The following is a 19,993-nucleotide window of genomic DNA, read 5'->3' as shown; positions in this document are numbered from 1 at the left end:
GAGCTTATGGCGGGACAACTACAGCGGCGGCTCGCGACGTTCGTGGCCTCGGTGGCCTACCTCGGCTACTCGCCCCTGGCGCCCGGGACGGTAGGGACGCTGGGCGCGCTGGCCGTCTACTGGTGGCTCCTCCCGGCCAACCATTACGTCGTAATGGGCGTGGCCGCGGCGGCGACGGCGGCGGCCGTCTGGGCCGGCGGCGTAGCCGAGGAGGTTTGGGGAAAGAAAGACCCCGGCCGCGTGTGCGTAGACGAGTTCGCGGGGTACTTCGTCGCCGTCGCCTTTTTACCCAAGACCCTCGCGTACGCCGTCTTCGCGTTCATCCTTTTCCGCGCTTTCGACGTACTGAAGCCGTTTCCGGCGGGGCGGTCGCAGCGTTTACCGCGCGGCTGGGGCATAATGGCCGACGACGTCGTCGCGGCCTTATACGCCAACCTCATCCTCCAAGCCGCCCGGGCCATCGCCCGCGCGACCGGTTTACTGGGAAACGTCTTCACCTAAGGGGGAACGTTGTCGCCGGCGCCAGCCGATATAATGGGGCAGCTCGTTATCGTCGCGGCCGCGGCCGCGGCGGCCGCCGCCGTCGCCTGGCTCGCGCCGAGGTTTAGACGCCCCGCGGCGCCGGACCGTAGTCGCGCCCGGGCGGCGCTCCTGCTGGCCGCGGCGGCCGCGGCCTTCGCCGTCACCTTCATCTACCTCGCCAATAAGAAGTTCGACGCGTTCTGGGCGCCGGCGGTGGACCTGGGCATACAACACCACGTCTTCTGGGCCGGCGGCCGGGGCGGTTTCCTGTACCAGACGGTCCTCTTCGCCCGGCCCCACCTCAACCACGTCGCGTTGGTTAACCAACTGCTCTCGCCGCTGTCGCTGGCGTTTCCGAGCGCGCGCACGCTCATCGTCCTCCAGGTCTTAGCCCTGGCGTCCGCGGCGGTACCGGCGTACCTCATCGCCCGCCGCCACACCGCCTCGCGCTACCTCGCGTTGGCGTTCGCGCTGTCGCCGCTGTTCTTCGCGTCGTTACACTGGGTCGCCCTCTACGACTTCCATCCGCGGACGTTCGCGCCGGCGCTGGTGCTGTGGGCGTTTTGGGCCTTCGAGGCCGGCAGGCCCCGCCTCGGCCTGCTGTGCTTCTTCCTCACCACCCTCCTACTCGAGGAACTGGCGCTGTACACTTGCGCCGCGGGCCTGTTCATCATCTTGGGGTTGAAACAAACCCGTTGGGGCGCGCTCGTCGCCGCGTTCTCGCTCGTCCACTTCCTCGCCGCGACGTACGTCATCTACCCGCAGCTCATGGACGTCACGGACCTCGCCTCCAATCCCATCCTGCATACCTTCGGCGTCGCCGGCTCGCCGGTGGACCTTCTCAAATACGCGTTTCGTCACCCGGCGTTCTTCCTCGCGCGCGCGGCCGACCCGGCGCGGGCGGCGTACCTGCTCCACATGCTGACGCCGTGGGCGTTCCTGCCGGCGGCCGCGGGATGGGGATGGCTGGCGTACGTCACGCCCATAACGTACGCCCTGTTCTCGCGGGTGCCCAGCCACTACGCCATCCAGTACCAGTACGTGATGCCGCTGGTCCCGTTCCTCGTCTACTTCGCCGTGCGGGCGTGGGGGCGCGTCGAAGAGTGGGTAGGCCGCAAGGGGTGGTCCGTCGGATGGGCGCGGCGGGCCGCGACGGCGTATTTAATATTCGCCGGCGTAGCGTCGGCGGCGACGTTCGGGCCGTTGGGGGTTCGCTACAACCGGTCGTGGTACTACGTCGAACCGTGGGTGCGTCGCTTTCCGAAAGTAGCACGCTTCGTTTCCCGAGACGACTCGCTCGCGGCGTCGATGTTCCTCCTACCCCATTTCTCGGAGCGGTGGCGCATCTATTTACATCCTCATAAATTCCGATACGTAAAAGAGCTGCTGCCGCGCGAGGTCGTGATATGCACCGCGCGACTGGGCGAACCGTGGAAGACGCCGCCCGTCGTCTCGGAGCACCGCAGCCGTATACGCCTCGTCAAGTTATTGAGAAACGAGAAGTACGGCTGCGTATACGCCGACGGCGACTACGTTATGCTAAGGCGGGGGGTAACGCCGGTTATCCCGGCCAAGAAAGCGTTCGAGTGGACCTTTCAAGTGCTCGAGGAGGACGCCTTCGACTACAACGTCGGCGTCCCGGTCTTCGACGAGCGGGCGCGCAACCGCCGGGCCCTTTACTGTACCGCCGAGCAAGGTCCGTTGGGCGCGATGGCGCGCGCGGGCCCCTATTACTGGCCGCGGGGGGCCGTAAAGGTAAACTACCGCATGGCGGTATGCGAGCCGGCGAGCCCCTTCGCACCCGCCGCCGAGCTGGTAGTAGTCGAACGGCCCGACGACCGGCCGCCGGCCCCGGTCGCCGTTCGCCGCGTTATGCCGGCCGACCTCCCCGCGGCCGGGACGTACGGCTGGGCGGCGGTGGCTTTCGAGTGCCGAAAGGAACGCCGTTACGAATTCCAACTGTACCCGCTGGGCAACGGCGACGTTTACCTCGACTACATTCACGTCGAGGCGCCGAAGCTGTCGCTGGAGTGGGCTTTTCGGAATACTAAGAGCGACGAGGAAAGGAAGATACTCGCGGCCGAAGGCGCGGCGCTGATGCGCTTCCACCAGGCGCCGCCGCCGGCGTTCGAGCTGCGATAAGGCCGAGGTGAAATTATGGACGCGACCGTCATCGCCATCGGCGACGAGCTCTTGATGGGTAAAACGGTTAACAACAACGCCGCGTACCTGTCGCGGCGGTTGGCCGCGCTCGGCATCGCGACGCGGCGCCAACTCGTCGTGGGGGACGTGGACGCCGACATCGTCGCCGCGCTCGAGCAGGCGCGCGCGCTGACGCCCCTCGCGGTCATGACCGGCGGCCTGGGCCCCACCGAGGATGACCGCACGCTGGCCGCGGTCGCGAAACACCTGGGCCTCGAGCTCGTGCTGCACCGGCCCACGCTCAAAGAGATCGAGCGGCGCTTCGCACGACGCGGCATCGAAATGCCCGCGGTCAACGTGGGCCAGGCCCGCGTCCCGGCGGGCTCCCACGTATTGGCCAACCCGCTGGGGACCGCGCCCGGCATCGTCGTCGAACCGGCGGGTTTCGTACTGTGTCTCCTGCCCGGCGTGCCGGCCGAGATGGAGTACATCTTCGAGCACGGCCTGGTCCCGTTTTTGGAGAAGAAAGGCTACGTCGGAGAGCGGGTTTACGAGAAACAACTCCACGCCACCGGCCTGCCGGAATCGGCGGTGGCCGAGCGGCTGGCGGGCGTGGAAGTCCCCGCGGGGGTCCACCTCGCCTATCTCCCGCAAACGGCCCAGGTAAACCTCCGCATATGGGGCGCCGCGCCCGACGAGGAGACGTTTCGCGAGCGCGCGGCTCCGGTCGCAAAAGCCATCCGCGAAGCGCTCGGCGCCCACCTCTTCGGCGAAGACGGCGCCGCGCTCGAGCAGGTAGTGGGCGAAGCGTTGGACGCGCGGGGCGAGACGCTCGCGCTGGCGGAGTCGTGCACCGGCGGCCTTATCGCCAAGCGCGTGACGGACGTCGCCGGCGCCTCGAGCTGGTTCGTCGGCGGCGTCGTCTCGTACGCCAACGAGGCGAAGGTAAACCTGTTGGGCGTCGCGGCGGCGACGCTCGCGACCCGCGGTGCGGTGAGCGAGGAGACGGCGCGCGAGATGGCCGAGGGGGCGCGGGCGCGCTTCGGCGCGACGTACGCGTTGGCCGTGACCGGCGTCGCCGGCCCGAGCGGCGGCACACCCGAGAAACCGGTGGGCACGACGTGGTTCGCGCTGGCGGAGGAAGGCCGGACGACGAGCGATACGCGTTCCTTCGGCGGCGGCCGCGGCTGGGTCCGCCTCCGCGCGTCGCAGCACGCCCTCGACATGTTGCGGCTGCGTTTGCGCGCGAAAGGAGAGAAGCGGTGAGGTTATTCGTAGCGGCGGAGCTCCCGGCGAGCCACCGGGCGTCGCTGGCCGACGCGTGCGAAAGCGGCCGGCGCGGCGGCGTGCGGTGGGTCCCGGCCGAAAACGTCCACCTGACGTTGAAGTTCCTGGGTGAAGTCGAGGAGAAACTGGTACCGAAGGTTGAGGAGGCGCTGGCGGCGGTCGCGGCCGCGGCCGAGCCGTTCGCGCTCTCGCTGTCGGACTGCGGCTGCTTCCCCAACACCCGGGCGCCGCGCGTTCTATGGGTCGGCCTGGGCGAGGGCGCGGCGGCGGCGGGGGCGCTGGCGGCGGCGGTGGATAAGGCGCTCGAGCCGCTGGGCTTCGCCCGCGAGAAGCGGCCTTTCAAACCGCACCTCACGATAGGCCGGGTCAAAGAACCCCGCGGGGCCGCGGCGACGGCGGCCCGGAAGATCGAGCAGCTCGACGGATTCGCCGCGCCGGCGGAGCAACTCGAGGCCGTGGCGCTGGTCAAATCCACCCTTACGCCCGAGGGTTCGATATACGAGGAAATCGGGCGTTGGCGCCTGGGCGGCGATTAAACGGTTTTTCGAAGCGCGTGTTTTATGTTAATATACGCGGTAAAAGATATTTCCACATTCTGCCCGGGGAGAAAATATGGCGACCGCAGGTGAAGAAAGAGACGTTTCGTTACAACACGCCGTCGACGGGATAAAGAAAAAATACGGCGAGACGGTCCTGATGCGCGTGGGCGACGATAAATCGCGGGCCAACGTGGACGTCGTCCCGACGGGGAGCCTGAGCCTCGACGCGGCGCTGGGCGTGGGCGGCATTCCGCGAGGCCGCATCGTCGAGATCTTCGGGCCGGAAGCTTCGGGCAAGACGACGCTGGCGCTGCACCTCATCGCCGAGGCGCAGAAGTTGGGCGGCCACGCGGCGCTGGTGGACTTGGAGTACGCCTTCCCGCTGGAGTACGCGCGCACCCTGGGCGTGGACGTGGACGAGCTCTGGGTCTCGCAGCCCGACTCCGGCGAGCAAGCCCTCGACATCGTCGAGCAGCTGGTCCGGTCGAACGCCGTAGACGTGGTCGTCATCGATTCCGTCGCGGCGCTCGTGCCCCGCGCCGAGCTGGAGGGGGAGATGGGAGACGCTCACATGGGGCTCCAGGCCCGGCTTATGTCGCAAGCTCTGCGGAAGTTGACCGGCGTCATCTCGCGCACGAAATCCATCGTGGTCTTCATCAATCAAATTCGCATAAAGATCGGCGTCATGTTCGGCAACCCGGAGACGACGCCGGGAGGGAACGCCCTCAAGTTCTATACGTCGGTCCGGCTCGACATCCGGCGCATCGCCACCATTAAAGAGGGCGACACCGCGGTTGGCAACCGCGTCCGCGTCAAGGTCGTGAAGAACAAAGTGGCGCCGCCGTTCCGCCAGGCCGAGTTCGATATCGTGTACGGCGAGGGGATATCGGCGCTGGGGGATATGCTGGACCTGGGAGCGGCGCGCAACATCGTCGAGAAGTCGGGGACGTGGTATTCGTACGGCGACGAGCGGTTGGGACAAGGCCGCGCCAACGCCGTAAAATTTTTAAAAGAAAACCCGAAACTCGCGCGGGAGCTCGAGGCGACGCTGCGGACTGAACTGGGAATAAGAGCCCCGGAAAGCCCGCCGGCGGGGGAAGACGCTCCCGCCTCCGACCAATAACGCCGACGTGACCACGATAACGGCCCTCGAGCGCCAAAAACGCCGCCCCGACCGGGTATCGGTATTCGTCGACGGCGCGTTCGCGGTGGGGCTGTCGGCGGCGGCCGCGCGCGACCTAGGGTTGGAGGTAGGCCGAGAGCTCGCGGAAGACGAGTTGCGGCGTATGGCCTTCGCCGCCGAGGTGGACGGCGCGTACGCCCGGGCGCTGAGGTACTTGCGTTCCCGCCTGCGAAGCCGGCACGAATTCGAAGAACGCCTCCGGCGGTACGGCTACGAAGGCGACATCGTAGACGCCGCGGTCAAGCTGCTGACGAGCCGCGGCCTGGTGGACGACGGGGCGTTCGCCGGCGCGTGGGTCCGCGACCGCGTGCGACTCAAACCCAAAGGCCGTCGCGCGCTGCGGGCGGAGCTCGCGGCCAAGGGCGTCGCCCCCGAAGCGGTAGAGGCGGCGCTCGCCGAAAACGTCGACGAGGATGAGGAGGGGCTGGCGAGGCGAGCGCTCGCTCCCCGCCGCGAGGCGTTTAGGGCCAAAGGTGAACGGAAGGGCCGGGCGGCGATTACGTCGTTTCTCGCGCGCCGCGGTTTCGACGCGGGAATCGCGCGCCGCCTGGCGTACGAATTGTTTTCGACCTAACGGGGCCGACCGCAAAGCGAAATGCTCCACATTTTAAGATTCCTACTTATAGCCGCGACGTCGGTCGTCGGCTACTTCTTCGCGCCTTTCATATCCAAGGCGGAATCGGCGCCCTTCTGGGGAGTGGTCTTCGGCTTCGCCGTCGGCTGCCTTATAGTCCTGGTCGAAATCCTGTTGGAGCGTTACTCGGTTCAAACGCTGGTGGCGGCGACGTTGGGCCTCATCGCGGGCCTCATCGGCGGGAACCTCCTCGCCTACGCCCTATCGCAAACGGTGGAGGCGCCCGAATACCTGTACGTCTTAATCGTACTGGTCTGCGGCTACACCGGGACGATGTTGGGGGCGGCCAAACTCCGCGACTTGCCCCTCCTCGCTTCGCTCGGGACTCGGCAGGGCGGCGGTACGATCCTCAACGTACTCGATACCAGCGTCATCATAGACGGGCGCATCGCCGACGTCATCGAGGCCGGTTTCCTACCGGGGACGGTCGTCATCCCGCGATTCGTTCTGAAGGAAATCCAGCTCATAGCCGATTCGTCCAATCCCCTCAAACGCAATCGCGGCCGGCGCGGTTTGGAGATATTGAACAAGATCCAAAAGTCCGCTCTCGCCCGCGTCGAAATACTGGACAAGGAGTACGCCGACGTACCGACGGTGGACGAAAAGTTGCTCCGGCTATCGGAGGACCTCGACGCCAGCCTGGTGACCAACGACTACAACCTGAACCAGGTGGCCGAGCTCCAGGGCGTAAAGATTCTAAATTTGAATAACCTGGCCAACGCGCTCAAGGCCGTCGTCCTTCCCGGCGAGATGCTGGCGGTGCAGGTAGTGAAAGAGGGAAAGGAGGCCGGCCAGGGCGTCGGCTACCTCGACGACGGGACGATGGTCGTGGTGGAGAACGGCCGGCCGCGCATCGGCGAAGGGCTCGACGTCCTCGTAACGAGCGTACTCCAAACCGCGGCCGGGCGCATGATCTTCGGTAAGATACCCGGCTCCGAGGACTACGTAAGCTCCGGCCCGAGCTGAGCCGTGGGAGACGTAAAGCGACAAGCGGTACGCGTCGCGGCCGTGCTGCTGGCGGCCGGCTCCTCCAGCCGCATGGGTGGCCGCGACAAAATTTACGCGCCCCTCGCCGGGCGCCCTCTGGTATATTACGGCCTGGCCCTCTTCGAGGAATGTGAAGAAGTGGACGCGGTGGTGGCGGTGGCCGCGCCGGGCGCCGAAAAAAAACTACGCCGGCTCGCGTCGGACTACGACTTCGAAAAGGTGCGGGCCGTCGTCGCGGGCGGCGCGGCGCGGCGCGACTCGGCCGCCGCGGGGTTGGCCGCGGCCGCGGCACTCGCCTCCCCCGACGCCGCGGTCCTCATCCACGACGCGGCGCGCCCGCTGGCGACGCGGGCGCTGGTGCGCCGCCTGCTGGCGGCGCTCGCGACCGCCGACGGCGCGGTACCCGCGGTCGCGCTGGTCGATACCCTGAAGCGAATCGGCGACGACGGCGCCGTCGAAAGCACGCCGGCCCGCGAAGCTCTGCGCGCGGCGCAAACGCCGCAAGCTTTCAAGTTGGCCGCCGTCGCCGACGCCTACCGGGCCGCGGCGCGCGAACGGTGGGACGTGACCGACGACGCCGCGGCGCTGGAGCTAGCCGGCGGCCGCGTCGTATCCGTCGAGGGCGAACGCGACAACTTTAAAATAACCTTCCCCGAAGACCTCGCCCGGGCCGAGGCCGTTCTTTCCCACAAGAAAAAAGGCCGCTAGCGCGGCCTTACCTCCATAGAAACGCCGTCGACGCCGCCGGGCGGCTCGAGCCCTAAAGTACGTAATATAGTCGGCCCCACGTCCTCCACCGCGGCGCCGGCCGCGTCTAACTTCAAATTCGAGAATATCAACCCGGGCACCGCGTCCGGCCCTACGGCGGCGTGGTGGCCGGAAACGACGCCGCGGTTGTCGGCGAAAACCGCGTCGGCGAAGCCCCCCAGTACGGATTCCCACGAGACGCCGTAACCGTCCGCCAACGAGACGACGAGGTCGGGCGCGCAAAAACGCCGCGGCCCGGCGAAGAGTTCGTCGCCGTCGCCCACCGCGACCACGGCCTTTCGGGCGCCGTCCCGTACGGCCAAGAGGCGGGTCCGAAGCTCGGCCTTCAAACCCTCCGCGTCGCCGCGGGAGACGGCCCCCCGCTTCTCGCGGCCCTTGACGTTCAGATAAATCTGGCCGTATCCCTGGGCGTACGCGCGCGTCCGCTCCCACGCCACCGCGGGTCGGTACCGGCCCCGGCGGAGCGCGGCCTCCGGCGTGGGCACGTCGACGCCCCAGGGCTTTGCCCCGGGGGCAAGTCCCAAATAACCGTTCTCGAGCAGCCACCGACTCGGGCAAAATGCCCGCCGAAAAGGCCGGTTGCCGTGCGCCGAGACGACGAAGAACGCGACGTCGTCGCCGGCCGCTCCCTTTATAAATTTCCCCAGCGCCTCATCGACGTAGCGGTACGCGAGCTCGAAGGCCTCGCCGTACGTGAAGAACTTCTCGGCGTCGTAGGCCGGGTGCGAGGGGTCGTAATGACGCCAAAACACCTGCGCGATTTCGTCCAGGCCGTAATCGAAGAGGAGGAAGAGGTCCGGCCTATAACGCTGCCACGCCCAGAAACCCAGGCGCCTCTTTTCTTCGGTTTGGTAGCAGTATTGCCCCACGAACGGCCCCCGGCCGATGACGCCGTCGTGCAGCGCGCCGAGGTCGAGCGGCCGGCCGCGGGTGCTGAACGGCCCGTCCGCCGCGAGCTCCTCGCCGAAGCGGGATGGCGCCGCCACGTCGAAGAGCGGCCTACGCGGGTCCACCTCGAGCGGCGACAACCACACGCGTATTTCGGGCGCGGACGAAACCACGAAGAACCTGCCCATAACGCGGCCGCGGCCCAAGACCCCCCGCCCGAAAGGGAACGCGAAGTAATGGCTGTAAGTGCGGGTCCTCACGCGCTGCTTCCGCCCCGCGACGGAAATATTTAAATATAGCTCGGTCTCCGGCTCGAGCGTTATCTCGAGCTCGCGGCCCGCCAAACACGCCGGCGGCTCCAGCGTCACCCGGCCGACGCCGTCCCGCCTTGCTATCTTTCTCCATATCCCGCCGGCGGCGGTATCGCGTTCGGCGAAGTACTTGTCGGTGGCGAAGAAATGATAATTATACGCGCCCAGGCTCGCGTCGGGGACGTCGCCGCCCGCTATAAACGCGCCGCCCTCCACCTCCTCGGGCGGCAAGTCGGCCGGGGCCCATAAGGCCGCCGTCGCGATGCCCTCGCGCGCGGCGTACCGCCAGAAAGGTTCGCCGCTCAGGTTTGAGCGGCAGCGGGGCCCGCCGACGGGCCAATCGCCGAGGTGCCTCCCGGGTTCACACGAGACGTCCGCCGCGACGGTGCGATACGTATCCGGGTCCCGGCCGAACCGGCCGAAGATACCGTTTCTGCCCGGCCGGGCGCCGGTAGCGAACGCCGCCCACGCCACGGAGCTTTCGGCGGGCGTCGTGGTGCGAAGGGTCGCGAACGTACCGCTCCGGGCCAACGCCGCGAGGTTGGGCAGCTTGCCCTCGGCGATCATACGCTCGAGTACGCCGGCGTCCATGCCGCCGACGCCCAACACCACCACGCGCCGGGCGGCGCGCCGCTCCACGCCCCGCTCGCCGCACGACGCCACGACGCCGCCCAGGCCGCCCGCGGCGAGCCATACGCCGGCGGCGCCCGTTACCTCGAGAAAACTTCTCCTCTTCATAACGTCAAACCGGCCGCACCGAAGAGCGGCCCGGGTAATTTATTAAAAAGCCGCCGTACCGACCCCCGGTCGAAGCCGACGGAACACTTCCCCTAATGTAAAGGAATTCACCTCAGATAAGTTGCCGAGGGGGCGCCGCGCTGCTGCTATCTCGCCGCGACGGCGTCGCCCAGACGGCCCGCCTTCACCGCGTAGCGCAACCCCTCCATAATGACGACGCCGCTCGAGGTACCGACGCGGTCCGCGCCCGCCGACATGAGGTTGAGCGCGCGCTCGTACGACCGTATCCCGCCGGAGGCCTTGATGCCGACGGCGTCGCCGACCACCTTCCGCAAAAGCCGCACGTCCTCTTCCGTCGCGCCGCCCGGGCCGTAGCCGGTGGAGGTCTTGACGAAATGCGCGCCCGCCCGGCACACGAGGTCGCAGGCGACCACCTTCTGGTTGGCCGTAAGCGCGCCGCACTCGATTATGGCCTTGACCGGGCGGCCGTCGGCCGCGGCCACGACGTCCCGGATCTCGCCGCAGACGAACTCGTAATAACCGTGCGTCAACGCCGAAACGTTTATGACCAGGTCAAATTCGTCCGCGCCGCGCGCCAACGCGTCGCGCGTCTCGAAGACCTTCACCGCCTTGGTATTGGCCCCCATGGGGAAACCGACGACCGTCACCGTCTTCACCGGCACGTCGGCCAGGCGCTCCGCGGCGAAGCGAACGTGCGTGGGGTTGACTACGACGGCGTAGAACTTCTCGCGCACCGCGGCGTCACAGAGTATCGTTATCTGGTCCCGGGACACGTCGTAACCCAGCAACGTCTGCTCCAACCTCCCGGGCAGGAACTCGAGCCAGCCTACCGCCGTCCGCGGTTTCACCGTCATCCGCTAACGTTGCGGCCGCGTCTTGCGCATCTCCCACGCGTAGATCGCGGCGCCGCCCAACGCAAACACCCACACCGCGAGGGCGAGCAATACCTTGAAGTACGGGATGTTGCCCGCCAGAACCAATATCACGATACCCGCCAACGCCGCGAAGAGCGCCGGCGTCTCCCGCCCCTTGAACAACCGCGCCGTTATCAACCGCCCCAGGAAGACGCCCGCGAACACGTACGCCGCGTACAGCGCCATCAGATAGAACGCCGCCAACACCAGGGCGGAGGGGATGCCCACCAGCGTAATCGCGAGTACCAAGGCCGCCACCGGCGCGCCGACCAAAACGGCTAAACCCAGCAGGAGCGACGCCACGGGGCGGGCGCGGATGTTATCCGGTATGGCCGTCAACATAACGGGCCGGAGCCAGGCGACGAACGCCGCCAAAACGAAGAGGGCGAGGACCGACCAGACGTTCTTTATCAACCACCAGCCGAAATTGAAACCCTTTTTCTCTTTTTTGGCCGGCTCGGGCTCGGGCAACTCTTTCACCCGCCCCCCTATGGCCGCCGCCGGCGAAAGCTCGAGCTCCTCGGCCCGGTACGAGACGTCGCCCCCGACCCGGGCTTCGTCCTCTACGACGAGGTATCCGCCCCGGGCCTCGACGTCGCCGCCGAAAGCGCCCCCCAGCCAGGTAGCCGCGCCGGAACTCGTCACGTCGCCGCCGACGCTCCCCCGCAGGAACAACGCCGCGCCCGACGCGTCGAGGGAACCCGCGGTCGAACCGGCGTCGGTTACCGCGGCGCCGTAGTACTGCGCCGAACCGGCGACCCGGCCGTTGACGATAATCGTCGCCGCCGCCGCGAGGAGGTCGCCGTTGACGTTGCCGTTCACCTCCACGTACGCCGCGAACGCCAGCAAGTCGCCGTCGACGTCGCCGTCCACCACGACGACGGAACCCGCCAAGACCGTCCCGCCCTTTAGGACCTCGCCCGCCGGGACGTGAACGTAGTTGCCGGACTTAACGGTATCGGCCGAGAAGTCGGCCGCCCCGGCGCCCGCTACTACGACGAGCGCCGCCGTCAGAATAAGCGCCGTTCTCTTCATAATAGTCGCTCCCCTTGCGCCTTCGCCTTATTTAAAATATAATAACACACGCGGGTAGAATTCGACAACAAATCGTTAAGGCGGGGGCCGGTACGGAGGCCAAAACGCAGGAGGAGTGAAATGAGGACTATTACGACGTTCGCCGTAATATTATCCAGCGCGGCGTTCCTCGCCGCGTGCCAGGCCAAGGAGCGGGCGCCCACGGCCGAGCCCGTGGCCGTTACGGAAAACGCCGCCGCGCCGACGACGGTATCGTTCGCCACTTCCGACGGCTGGAAGATATACGCTTCGTACCGGGACGCGGGCGCGGGGAAACCCGCGGCCATATTGCTGCACATGTTGACAGCCGACCGCCACTCGTACGACGGCTTCGGCGCCAAGCTGGCGGCCGCCGGCTTCAACGTCCTGGCGCTCGACTCGCGAGGCCACGGCGACAGCACGAAGCAAGACGGCGAGACCAGGCGCTACGCCGAATTCGACGACGAAGCGCACAAGTCGTCGCTGCTCGACGTGGCCGCGGCCAAAGACTTCCTGGCCGGGAAGGGCGCCGATACGTCGAAACTCGTAATCGTGGGCGCCTCCATCGGCGCCAACTTCGCCCTGAACTACGGCGCGGACGACGCGGACGTGCGCGCGGTGGTCCTGCTCTCGCCGGGGCTCAACTACCACGGCTTGGAGACGACCGCGGCGATGGCGAAATACCGCGGCCGGTCGGCGTACCTCGTCGCCAGCGACGAGGACAAATACGCGGCGGACTCCGTGGGGAAGCTCCACGAGATCGCCGCCGACGCCGCGTTCAAGATGTTTTCGGACGCGGGCCACGGGACCAGGATCTTCGCCGCCGAACCGTCTTTCGAAGACGCGCTGGTCGATTGGCTCGCCGCCCAGGTTAAATAAAAAAGGCCCTCACGGGCCCTTTAAAAAGCCGACGAACGCGCCGCCGTACGGCTACGCGCCCGGGAGCTTAAAACCTTCCGGAATGCCCATCTCCTGCGCGAGGCCGGACATCTCGTCGCGGGCGAGCGTTTCCGCTTTTTTACGGGCGGCGTTGACGGCGGCCAGGACCAACTCCTCCAGGAGCTCCACCTCGTCGGCTTTCACCGCCGCCGGGTCTATCTTCACGGAAAGAATCTCCTGGTGGCCGTTCGCGACGACGGTGACCATACCGCCGCCGGCGCTGACCTCCACCGTCATCGCCGAAAGTTTCCGTTGCACTTCGCCCAGCTTCTGCTGGACGTCCTTGGCCTGCCTCAGCAGCTGAGCCAGGTTGCCTAAATTTCCCAGCATCTTCACCTCCGCCCCGAGGTAACGGTAGGCCGTTAGCTCTCTTCCTCGGGGGCAGCGACTTCTTTCTCTTCCACTATCTCGCCGCCGTAGCGGTCGCGTATCTCCGCCACCAGCGGCATATCCCGGAACAGCGTACCCTCCGACGCGGACGACGCGGGCGCGCCCGCCTCGAGCTCCACCCGTATTTTCACGGGCCGGCCCAAGATGGCGCCCACGGCTTCGGCCAGCGCCGCGCGCCGCTCCTCATCGTCCACCTTCTCGGCGCTCACGCGGTACTTCTCGGGGAAGCCCAGCCGGAACTCGTCCTCCGTAAACGAGATCAACCGCGCCGGCGCGACCAGCGCCCGCAGCGCCTTATCGCTCTCGCCCAGCGCGGCCAATACGCGCTGCCACGTCTCGGTGAGGCTTTTCGAAACTTCCGCCGGGGCGCCGGGCGCCGGGCCGGCCTTCGGAACCTCCCCGGGGGGCTCCGCCGCGACCGGCTCCTCCTCACCGGCGTAAGCTTTCAGTAAATCTTCCACCGGCAACAGGTTGCGAATCCGGGCCGCCTTCAGCGCCGCGTACTCCAAAACGAGCCGCGGCGACAGGACGCGCGACATAGGCCCCGCGGCCTCCAGGAAGACGTTGATTATGTTAAGCAACGTCGCGGGCGACTGCCGGGCCGCGACGGCGCGCAGCTTCTCGCGTTCGTCGCCGCTCACGTCCACCAGGTCCGGCTCGTCGGGGGCCGCGGCCAGGACCATAAGGTCGCGCAGGTATTCCACGAGCTGGTGCACGGCCTGAACCAGGTCCGCGCCCTCCCGCGCCAGCGCGTCCACGGCGAGGAGCGCCCCCGCGCCGTCGGCCGCCAACACCGCCGACGCCAGCTTCTCCACCGCCTCCGCCGCCACCAGGCCCAGCGTGCGCTCCACGTCGTGCGGCGTTATCTCGTCCTCGGCGAACGCGATAACCTGGTCGAAGAGGGATTCGCCGTCGCGCATGCTGCCGGCGGCCCGCCGCGCTATTAGCGACAACGCCCGCGGCTCGACGCTCAGCCCTTCCTTCTCGGCAATAACGCGGAGCTTGTCCTCTATGGCCGCGGTCTGGATGCGCCGGAAGATGAACCGCTGGCAGCGGGACACTATGGTAGCCGGAACCTTGTCGAACCGCGTCGTCGCGAAGACGAAGACCACGTGCGAGGGCGGTTCTTCCAGCGTCTTGAGGAGGGCGTTGAACGCCTCCGCCGTCAACATATGGACTTCGTCGATGATGTATATCTTGTAGGGGCTGTGGCCCGGCGCGAAGCGGACGCGCTCCCGCAGCTCGCGTACGTCGTCGATGCCGCGGTTGGAGGCGCCGTCGATCTCGAGCACGTCGGTGTCGTTGCCGGCGGCGATGGCGCGGCAGTTGTCGCACTCGCCGCACGGCGTCACGGTCGGGCCCCGGCTGCAATTGAGCGCCTTGGCCAGGATGCGGGCCACCGACGTCTTGCCCACGCCCCGCGGCCCGGCGAACAGGTACGCCTGGGCGACGCGGCCGCCGGAGACGGCGTTGGCCAGCGTGCGCGTAACCGCCTCCTGACCTACGACCTCGGCGAAATCCAACGGCCGGAACCGCCGAGCGAAAACCTGGTAATCCGAAACCGCCATTTACCGCCCCTCGGCGCGGGTGATGACTTTCATCTTAATATCGTACATCGGGCAAGCGTCGTCGCACTCGTTCTCCGCCTTCTCGCACGCCTCGACGTGGGTGATTATCTCGGCGCGGGGAAACTCCCGCCGTATGTCGTCCTCCAGGTCCTCCGTCAAGCTGTGGGCGAGCTCGAGCGGTATGTCGCGGCACGTGACCAGGTGCAGGTCGACGTGGCGCTGGCCGCCGGCCCGCCGCGTGCGGAGCCTATGGTATTCGAGCCAGTGAGGGTGGCCTTTGGTTACGATCTCGGCGATACGCTTCTCCTCGCTCGCGGGCAAACGCCGGTCGAGTAGGTCGCCGATGGACTTCCTGGTAATTCGCCAGGCCGTAAACAATATCAGCGCCGCGACGACGAACGCCGCGATGGGGTCGAGGATGTGAACACCGGTCAGCCTGATGAGGCCGATGCCGGCGAGCACCCCCAGCGACGTCCAGACGTCGGTGCGGAGATGATGGCCGTCGGCCTCCACCGCGACCGAGCCGGTCCGCCGCGCCACGGTGAAGAGTTGCGCCGACACCAAGAAATTTATCAACGCCGACGCCGCCATGACCGCGGCGCCCAGGCCGAGTTTCTCGATCTCGCCCCCCGTTATAATCTTCCGGAAGGCTTCCGCGATTATAAAGAAAGCCGCGCCGAAAATCAATAGGCCCTCCGTGGCGCCCGAGAGCGCGTCGTACTTGCCGTGGCCGAAGGCGTGGTCGGCATCCGCGGGCTGCCGAGCCTTCCGTACCGCCCAAAAGGCTATGAGGGCCGCGACGAGGTCCACGCCGGAATGTAAACCCTCCGCGACCACCGCGGCCGAGGACATCGCGACGCCGGCGACGAGCTTGCCGGCCGTCAGCGCCGCGTTGGAACATACCGCCAGGCGCGTAACGGCCAAGAGGGAGCGGGTATTATCGTTCGCCTTTTCCATTGCCCAGCGCCGCGTGCGCCGCGGCCAACTCCTCCGGGATATCCAATTTTTGCGGGCACTTCTCGACGCACTCGCCGCAGGAGGTACAGGCGGCGGCGTTGTTCATCCGGGCGAAGAAGCCGGTGCGCCCTATCTCGGCGTACAGCTTCTTGGCCGCATCCTCCAGGCCGTAAACTCGAGCCAGGTTGTAAAGCGCCAACACCCGCGAAACGGCCACGTTCTCCGGGCACGGTTTGCAGTAGTCGCAGCCGGGGCAATAGAGTTCCGCGAGTTTACGGTACTCGTCGAAGCTCTCGTTGATGCGGGCGACCTCGGCCTCGTCCAGCCGGTCCGCGCGCGAAGCCGTCGCGACGTTCTCGCGCAGCTGCTCGCGGCTGCTCATCCCGGAGATGGCGCAGCTCACGTGGGCGTTGGCCAGGACGAAGCGGAGCGCCAGCTCGGCGGTGCTCGCGGCCGAAAACCCTGAGTCCTCCAGCACCGACGACGGCCCGGCCAGACGGCCTCCCCCCACCGGCCCCATAATCACGACCGCCAGGCCCTTGGCCGCGGCGTACGCGAGGCCGGCTTCGTTTTTACGGTCTATCAAATTATACTGGACCGTGCAGCCGACGAATTCGCCGGTATCGATTATTTTAAAGAAATCCTCCGGCGGCGCGTGAAACGAGAAGAATAGGTGGCGGAAGAGGCCGTCCTCCCGGGCGCGGCGCGCGGCCGCCAGCGGCCCGTCCTTTACCGCCAGGTGCTCCGTAAACTCCTTCCAACTTATTCCCCACAGGTGGTAGACGTCGACGTAATCGGTTTTGAGTTTGCGGAGGGATTCGTCGAGGCGGCGGCGCCAGTCGTCCGGGTCGTCGTTGACGCGCTGGTTCTTGGTGGAGAGCCACACGCGCTCGCGGTAGCCGTTGGCGAGAGCTTCGCCGACCACCTCTTCCGACTGGCCGCGATTGTACAGCGGCGCGGTATCGACGTAGTTGATGCCGGCGTCGATGCCCGCGCGGATTACGGCGACGGCCTCGTCGCGTCGGACGTTCCCTTCCTCGTCCTCCGGGAGGCGCATGGCGCCGTAACCCAGCGCGGTAACTTTATATCCGAGATTGCCGAAGTCGCGGTATTGCACCGTTACTCGCCGAGTCTCAAATCCAACCGAGCTTCCGCCTCCGCTTCGCCCGGGTCTTCCGGCCCCGTCACGGTTATCGAGGCGAAGGTCTCATCTTCGGCGCCGCCGTCGGCCCAGGCCATTACCTCCCACTTGCCGGGCGGTAGCTTGAGTTCGTAACGCCCCTTGGCGTCGGTGGTAGTATCCAGGAAGAGCTCGCGGACCGCCACGCCCGCGAATTTGACCGGCCTTGCCGCGCGCGTCCCGCACCGTGCCCTCGAGGCGAGTCATGCGCGTCTCTATGCATATACATAACATGACCTCGAGCTCGGCCGAGGCGAACGCCACGTCCGTCGCGAACGACTCGTCGTAGACGTCGCCGACGCCGGCGTAGACGAAGAGGCGATGCTCGCCGGGATACGCTTCTTCGAAGCGGTACCGGCCTTCGCCGAGCTCATCGGCCGCGGTTTCGCTCACCAGTACCGCCCGGGCGCCCTCGAGCGGGTGGCTCTGTCAACCGATGACGTAGACGGCGACGGTGGCGGGCGAGGCTTAGAAGCCGGCGTGCGCCGCCGCGGCCAACGCTACCGCCAGCGCCGCCGCGTATAAAACCGTCGTCCGCATTTACGAACCCTCCTCGATAACCATAACCGCCGAAAACGGGCGCCTCGCGGCGCCCTTACCATTTTGGGATAATCTATTGTACCATACTTCCCTACAAATTCTCTAAATTAGCCAAAAACTCCTCGTTGTCCTTCGTCTTGCGCATCTTGGCGAGGAGCATCTCGGTGGCATCCACGCCGTTCATATCGGCCAGGACCTTGCGGATGAGGCGGATTTTGTTGATCTCCTCCTCGCTGAGGAGCAGCTCCTCCTTGCGCGTCCCGGAGCGGGCGACGTCGACCGACGGCCAGGTGCGCCGGTCCACCAACCGCCGGTCGAGGATGCACTCCATGTTGCCGGTCCCCTTGAACTCCTCGAAGATGATGTCGTCCATTTTGGAGCCGGTATCGACAAGCGCCGTCGCGATGACGGAAAGCGAGCCGCCCTCCTCGATGTTGCGCGCGGCGCCGAAGAAGCGCTTGGGCTTCTGCAGCGTGGAGGCGTCGATGCCGCCGGTCATGACGCGGCCCGAGTGCGGCGTAACGGTATTATACGCCCGGGCGAGCCGCGTGATGGAGTCGAGCAGGACGACGACGTCGTGCCCCGCCTCGACGAGGCGCTTGGCCTTCGCCAGCACCATCTCGGCGACGTGGACGTGGCGGTCGGCCGGCTCGTCGAAGGTGGACGAGATGACTTCGCCGTGCACGGACCGCTCCATGTCGGTGACCTCTTCCGGTCGCTCGTCGATGAGCAGGACGATGAGGATTGCGTCGGGATGGTTCTCGGCGAGGGCGTGGGCGTAGTTTTGCAGGATGGTCGTCTTGCCGGCGCGGGGCGGCGAGACGATGAGCCCGCGCTGGCCCTTGCCCACCGGCGTCATCAGGTCGAGCACGCGAAGGGTTAAATTTTCGTCCGCGGTCTCGAGGTGAAACCGGTCGTCGGGGTAGATCGGCGTCAGGTTGTCGAAGAGGTTGCGTTCGACCGCCTGCTCCGGGTCTACGTTGTTGACGGCGTCGACCTTGAGCAGCGCGAAATATTTCTCGTTGTCCTTCGGCGCGCGTACCTGGCCGGAGACGGTGTCGCCCTTGCGAAGGCTGAACCGGCGAATCTGCGAAGGCGAAACGTAAATGTCGTCCGGCCCGGGGAGGTAATTGTTGGCCCCGGAGCGCAGGAAGCCGTAACCGTCGGGCATGGTCTCGAGGACGCCCTCCGCGAAGATAAGGCCGTTTTGCGTCGCCTGCGTCTCGAGCAGCTTGAAGATAAGCTGTTGCTTACGCAGGCCGGAGGCGCCGGTCACGCCCATCTCGCGTGCAAGCGCGGCAAGCTCCGCCGTTGTCTTTGTGGTGAGTTCGGCTAAGTTTAACGACATGAAATGGGAGTATTTGGAGGAAAAATGGCAGGATAGAAATACCCTGATACTTTCGAAGTATACCCTAAACGCGTACCCGCGTCAACCGTAATTTTTAGCGGCGACAAAAAAAATACGCCATTAACGGCCGCCGCCCGGCCCGCCTTCTCGCCGCAGCCGTTCGCAGGCCGCTATTATATCGGGCGGCAGCGGCGACAGGAAGCGCATCTTCGCGCCCGACGCCGGGTGGTCGAAGGCGAGGGTGTGCGCATGCAGCGCGGGCCTGTCGATGACGTCGCTCGGCTTGCCGTACGTCTCGTCCCCTAAAACCGGGTATCCCAGGTACGCGAGGTGCACGCGGATCTGATGGGTGCGGCCGGTGTAAAGGCGCAGGCGCAGCAGCGTCGCCTCGCCGCCGAAACGCTCCAGCACGGCGAAAGTCGTCTTGGCCTCTTTGGCGGCGAGAGGGCTGACGGCGAAGAGCTTCGGGTTGCGGCTCGAGCGGCCGATGGGGGCCTCTATCGTCCCCTCCTCGAGCGGGAGAGAACCCGCGGCCAACGCGACGTACGTCCGGCCGGTGGTCCTCCGCGAAAACTGTTTAACCAGGCTTTTGTGCGCGAGCTCGGAGCGGGCCACGACCAACACGCCCGAGGTGCCCTTGTCCAGACGGTGGACTATCCCCGGGCGGGCGGGGCCGCCGACGGGCGCCAGCGCGCCGACGCGATGCAACAGCGCGTTCACGAGCGTTCCCGAGTACACCCTCCCCGCGGGATGGGTGAGCATCCCGGCCGGTTTCTCGACGACGACGACGTCCTGGTCCTCGTAATAAACGGTGAGGGGAATATCCTCCGGCTCGACCGGCGGCCCGGAGGGAGGGCCTATCGCCGCGTCGACCACGTCGCCTTCCCTAAGGCGGTACGAGGGCTTCGCCGCGGCGCCGTTTACGGCGACTTCCCCGGCGGCGATGAAACCCTTCAGGCGCGACCGCGAGTACTCCCCGAGCATTACCCCCAGGAAGGCATCCAACCGTTGCCCCGCGTTCTCGCCGTCGACGACGAGGCGGACCTCCTTGCGCTCTCCTTCTTTCATCACGTCTCAGGCCCCT

20 protein-coding genes are annotated in these 19,993 nt (G+C 66.6%); 10 read left to right on the top strand and 10 right to left on the bottom strand.

All coding sequences use genetic code 11. The annotated features are described in order from the left end of the window. Window positions 1–6 precede the first annotated feature (6 nt). From VMX79_00450 to ispD, 8 genes are all read left to right on the top strand, one after another. Window positions 7–501: a phosphatidylglycerophosphatase A gene (locus VMX79_00450; GenBank protein ID HUV85565.1), complete on the top strand. Its 495-nt coding sequence runs from the start codon at window positions 7–9 to the stop codon at window positions 499–501. Window positions 502–534: 33 nt separating this feature from the next. Further along, complete coding sequence (locus VMX79_00445; protein HUV85564.1) at window positions 535–2,664, top strand: DUF2079 domain-containing protein; 2,130 nt, start codon at window positions 535–537, stop codon at window positions 2,662–2,664. 15 nt (window positions 2,665–2,679) lie between these two features. Beyond that, window positions 2,680–3,930 (top strand): competence/damage-inducible protein A, encoded by a 1,251-nt coding sequence (locus tag VMX79_00440; GenBank protein ID HUV85563.1) that lies wholly within the window; start codon window positions 2,680–2,682, stop codon window positions 3,928–3,930. After that, complete coding sequence (thpR, locus tag VMX79_00435) at window positions 3,927–4,487, top strand: RNA 2',3'-cyclic phosphodiesterase (protein HUV85562.1); 561 nt, start codon at window positions 3,927–3,929, stop codon at window positions 4,485–4,487. The genes VMX79_00440 and thpR overlap by 4 nt, the downstream gene beginning before the upstream one ends. 76 nt (window positions 4,488–4,563) lie before the next feature. After that, window positions 4,564–5,613 (top strand): recombinase RecA, encoded by a 1,050-nt coding sequence (gene recA, locus VMX79_00430; protein ID HUV85561.1) that lies wholly within the window; start codon window positions 4,564–4,566, stop codon window positions 5,611–5,613. A 7-nt stretch (window positions 5,614–5,620) separates the two neighbouring features. Further along, window positions 5,621–6,247, top strand: a complete 627-nt coding sequence (locus VMX79_00425; protein ID HUV85560.1) for a regulatory protein RecX — start codon at window positions 5,621–5,623, stop codon at window positions 6,245–6,247. A 21-nt stretch (window positions 6,248–6,268) separates the two neighbouring features. Beyond that, window positions 6,269–7,273, top strand: coding sequence for a TRAM domain-containing protein (locus tag VMX79_00420; GenBank protein ID HUV85559.1), 1,005 nt, complete (start codon window positions 6,269–6,271; stop codon window positions 7,271–7,273). A gap of 3 nt (window positions 7,274–7,276) precedes the next feature. Next, complete coding sequence (gene ispD, locus VMX79_00415) at window positions 7,277–8,002, top strand: 2-C-methyl-D-erythritol 4-phosphate cytidylyltransferase (protein ID HUV85558.1); 726 nt, start codon at window positions 7,277–7,279, stop codon at window positions 8,000–8,002. Here ispD and VMX79_00410 read toward each other — a convergent pair. The 3 genes from VMX79_00410 to VMX79_00400 form a co-directional block, all read right to left on the bottom strand. Next, a complete protein-coding gene (locus VMX79_00410) occupies window positions 7,999–9,999 on the bottom strand; it encodes an alkaline phosphatase family protein (protein ID HUV85557.1) in 2,001 nt (666 codons plus the stop codon). The two genes, ispD and VMX79_00410, sit on opposite strands and share 4 nt — an antisense overlap. Window positions 10,000–10,145: 146 nt before the next feature. Beyond that, window positions 10,146–10,868 (bottom strand): deoxyribose-phosphate aldolase, encoded by a 723-nt coding sequence (deoC, locus tag VMX79_00405; GenBank protein HUV85556.1) that lies wholly within the window; start codon window positions 10,866–10,868, stop codon window positions 10,146–10,148. Window positions 10,869–10,877: 9 nt separating this feature from the next. Next, on the bottom strand, window positions 10,878–11,969 hold the full coding sequence (locus tag VMX79_00400; GenBank protein HUV85555.1) for a hypothetical protein: 1,092 nt from the start codon (window positions 11,967–11,969) through the stop codon (window positions 10,878–10,880). Between the two features lie 120 nt (window positions 11,970–12,089). Between VMX79_00400 and VMX79_00395 the strand changes: the two genes are divergently transcribed. Then, window positions 12,090–12,866, top strand: coding sequence for an alpha/beta fold hydrolase (locus VMX79_00395; GenBank protein HUV85554.1), 777 nt, complete (start codon window positions 12,090–12,092; stop codon window positions 12,864–12,866). A 51-nt stretch (window positions 12,867–12,917) separates the two neighbouring features. On the opposite strand, the gene VMX79_00390 is transcribed toward VMX79_00395, so the two are convergent. The 5 genes from VMX79_00390 to VMX79_00370 are packed head-to-tail and all read right to left on the bottom strand — an operon-like array spanning window position 12,918 to window position 17,167. After that, window positions 12,918–13,256 (bottom strand): YbaB/EbfC family nucleoid-associated protein, encoded by a 339-nt coding sequence (locus VMX79_00390; protein ID HUV85553.1) that lies wholly within the window; start codon window positions 13,254–13,256, stop codon window positions 12,918–12,920. 32 nt (window positions 13,257–13,288) lie between these two features. Then, a complete protein-coding gene (gene dnaX, locus VMX79_00385; protein ID HUV85552.1) occupies window positions 13,289–14,884 on the bottom strand; it encodes a DNA polymerase III subunit gamma/tau in 1,596 nt (531 codons plus the stop codon). Beyond that, window positions 14,885–15,841 (bottom strand): cation diffusion facilitator family transporter, encoded by a 957-nt coding sequence (locus VMX79_00380; protein HUV85551.1) that lies wholly within the window; start codon window positions 15,839–15,841, stop codon window positions 14,885–14,887. Further along, window positions 15,822–16,958, bottom strand: coding sequence for an aldo/keto reductase (locus VMX79_00375; protein HUV85550.1), 1,137 nt, complete (start codon window positions 16,956–16,958; stop codon window positions 15,822–15,824). Before VMX79_00375 ends, VMX79_00380 begins: the two co-directional genes overlap by 20 nt. Window positions 16,959–16,960: 2 nt before the next feature. After that, complete coding sequence (locus VMX79_00370) at window positions 16,961–17,167, bottom strand: carboxypeptidase-like regulatory domain-containing protein (GenBank protein HUV85549.1); 207 nt, start codon at window positions 17,165–17,167, stop codon at window positions 16,961–16,963. Window positions 17,168–17,342: 175 nt separating this feature from the next. On the opposite strand from VMX79_00370, the gene VMX79_00365 reads away from it, so the two are divergent. Beyond that, on the top strand, window positions 17,343–17,546 hold the full coding sequence (locus VMX79_00365) for a hypothetical protein (protein ID HUV85548.1): 204 nt from the start codon (window positions 17,343–17,345) through the stop codon (window positions 17,544–17,546). A 106-nt stretch (window positions 17,547–17,652) separates the two neighbouring features. Here the strand turns inward: VMX79_00365 and rho are convergent, their stop codons facing one another. Then, on the bottom strand, window positions 17,653–18,909 hold the full coding sequence (gene rho / locus VMX79_00360; protein HUV85547.1) for a transcription termination factor Rho: 1,257 nt from the start codon (window positions 18,907–18,909) through the stop codon (window positions 17,653–17,655). 120 nt (window positions 18,910–19,029) lie between these two features. Beyond that, window positions 19,030–19,977 carry an RluA family pseudouridine synthase gene (locus VMX79_00355; protein HUV85546.1) on the bottom strand — a complete coding sequence of 316 codons (948 nt, stop codon included), beginning with the start codon at window positions 19,975–19,977 and terminating at the stop codon, window positions 19,030–19,032. Between the last annotated feature and the right edge of the window lie 16 nt (window positions 19,978–19,993).

The organism is bacterium (genome assembly GCA_035529855.1).
Taxonomy (GTDB): Bacteria; RBG-13-66-14; B26-G2; order WVWN01; family WVWN01; genus WVWN01.
The sequence above is the reverse complement of the archived record's forward strand: the minus strand, read 5'-3'. Positions and strand labels throughout refer to the sequence as shown.

Excerpts from the sequence above, each read along its gene's own strand:
- dnaX (HUV85552.1), bottom strand. The coding sequence starts at position 14,884 with ATGGCGGTTTCGGATTACCAGGTTTTCGCTCGGCGGTTCCGGCCGTTG.
- VMX79_00450 (HUV85565.1), top strand. The coding sequence starts at position 7 with ATGGCGGGACAACTACAGCGGCGGCTCGCGACGTTCGTGGCCTCGGTG.
- VMX79_00445 (HUV85564.1), top strand. The coding sequence starts at position 535 with ATGGGGCAGCTCGTTATCGTCGCGGCCGCGGCCGCGGCGGCCGCCGCC.
- VMX79_00395 (HUV85554.1), top strand. The coding sequence starts at position 12,090 with ATGAGGACTATTACGACGTTCGCCGTAATATTATCCAGCGCGGCGTTC.
- VMX79_00390 (HUV85553.1), bottom strand. The coding sequence starts at position 13,256 with ATGCTGGGAAATTTAGGCAACCTGGCTCAGCTGCTGAGGCAGGCCAAG.
- VMX79_00380 (HUV85551.1), bottom strand. The coding sequence starts at position 15,841 with ATGGAAAAGGCGAACGATAATACCCGCTCCCTCTTGGCCGTTACGCGC.
- VMX79_00410 (HUV85557.1), bottom strand. The coding sequence starts at position 9,999 with ATGAAGAGGAGAAGTTTTCTCGAGGTAACGGGCGCCGCCGGCGTATGG.
- VMX79_00365 (HUV85548.1), top strand. The coding sequence starts at position 17,343 with ATGCTCGCCGGGATACGCTTCTTCGAAGCGGTACCGGCCTTCGCCGAG.
- VMX79_00400 (HUV85555.1), bottom strand. The coding sequence starts at position 11,969 with ATGAAGAGAACGGCGCTTATTCTGACGGCGGCGCTCGTCGTAGTAGCG.
- VMX79_00440 (HUV85563.1), top strand. The coding sequence starts at position 2,680 with ATGGACGCGACCGTCATCGCCATCGGCGACGAGCTCTTGATGGGTAAA.
- recA (HUV85561.1), top strand. The coding sequence starts at position 4,564 with ATGGCGACCGCAGGTGAAGAAAGAGACGTTTCGTTACAACACGCCGTC.
- VMX79_00355 (HUV85546.1), bottom strand. The coding sequence starts at position 19,977 with ATGAAAGAAGGAGAGCGCAAGGAGGTCCGCCTCGTCGTCGACGGCGAG.
- rho (HUV85547.1), bottom strand. The coding sequence starts at position 18,909 with ATGTCGTTAAACTTAGCCGAACTCACCACAAAGACAACGGCGGAGCTT.
- VMX79_00420 (HUV85559.1), top strand. The coding sequence starts at position 6,269 with ATGCTCCACATTTTAAGATTCCTACTTATAGCCGCGACGTCGGTCGTC.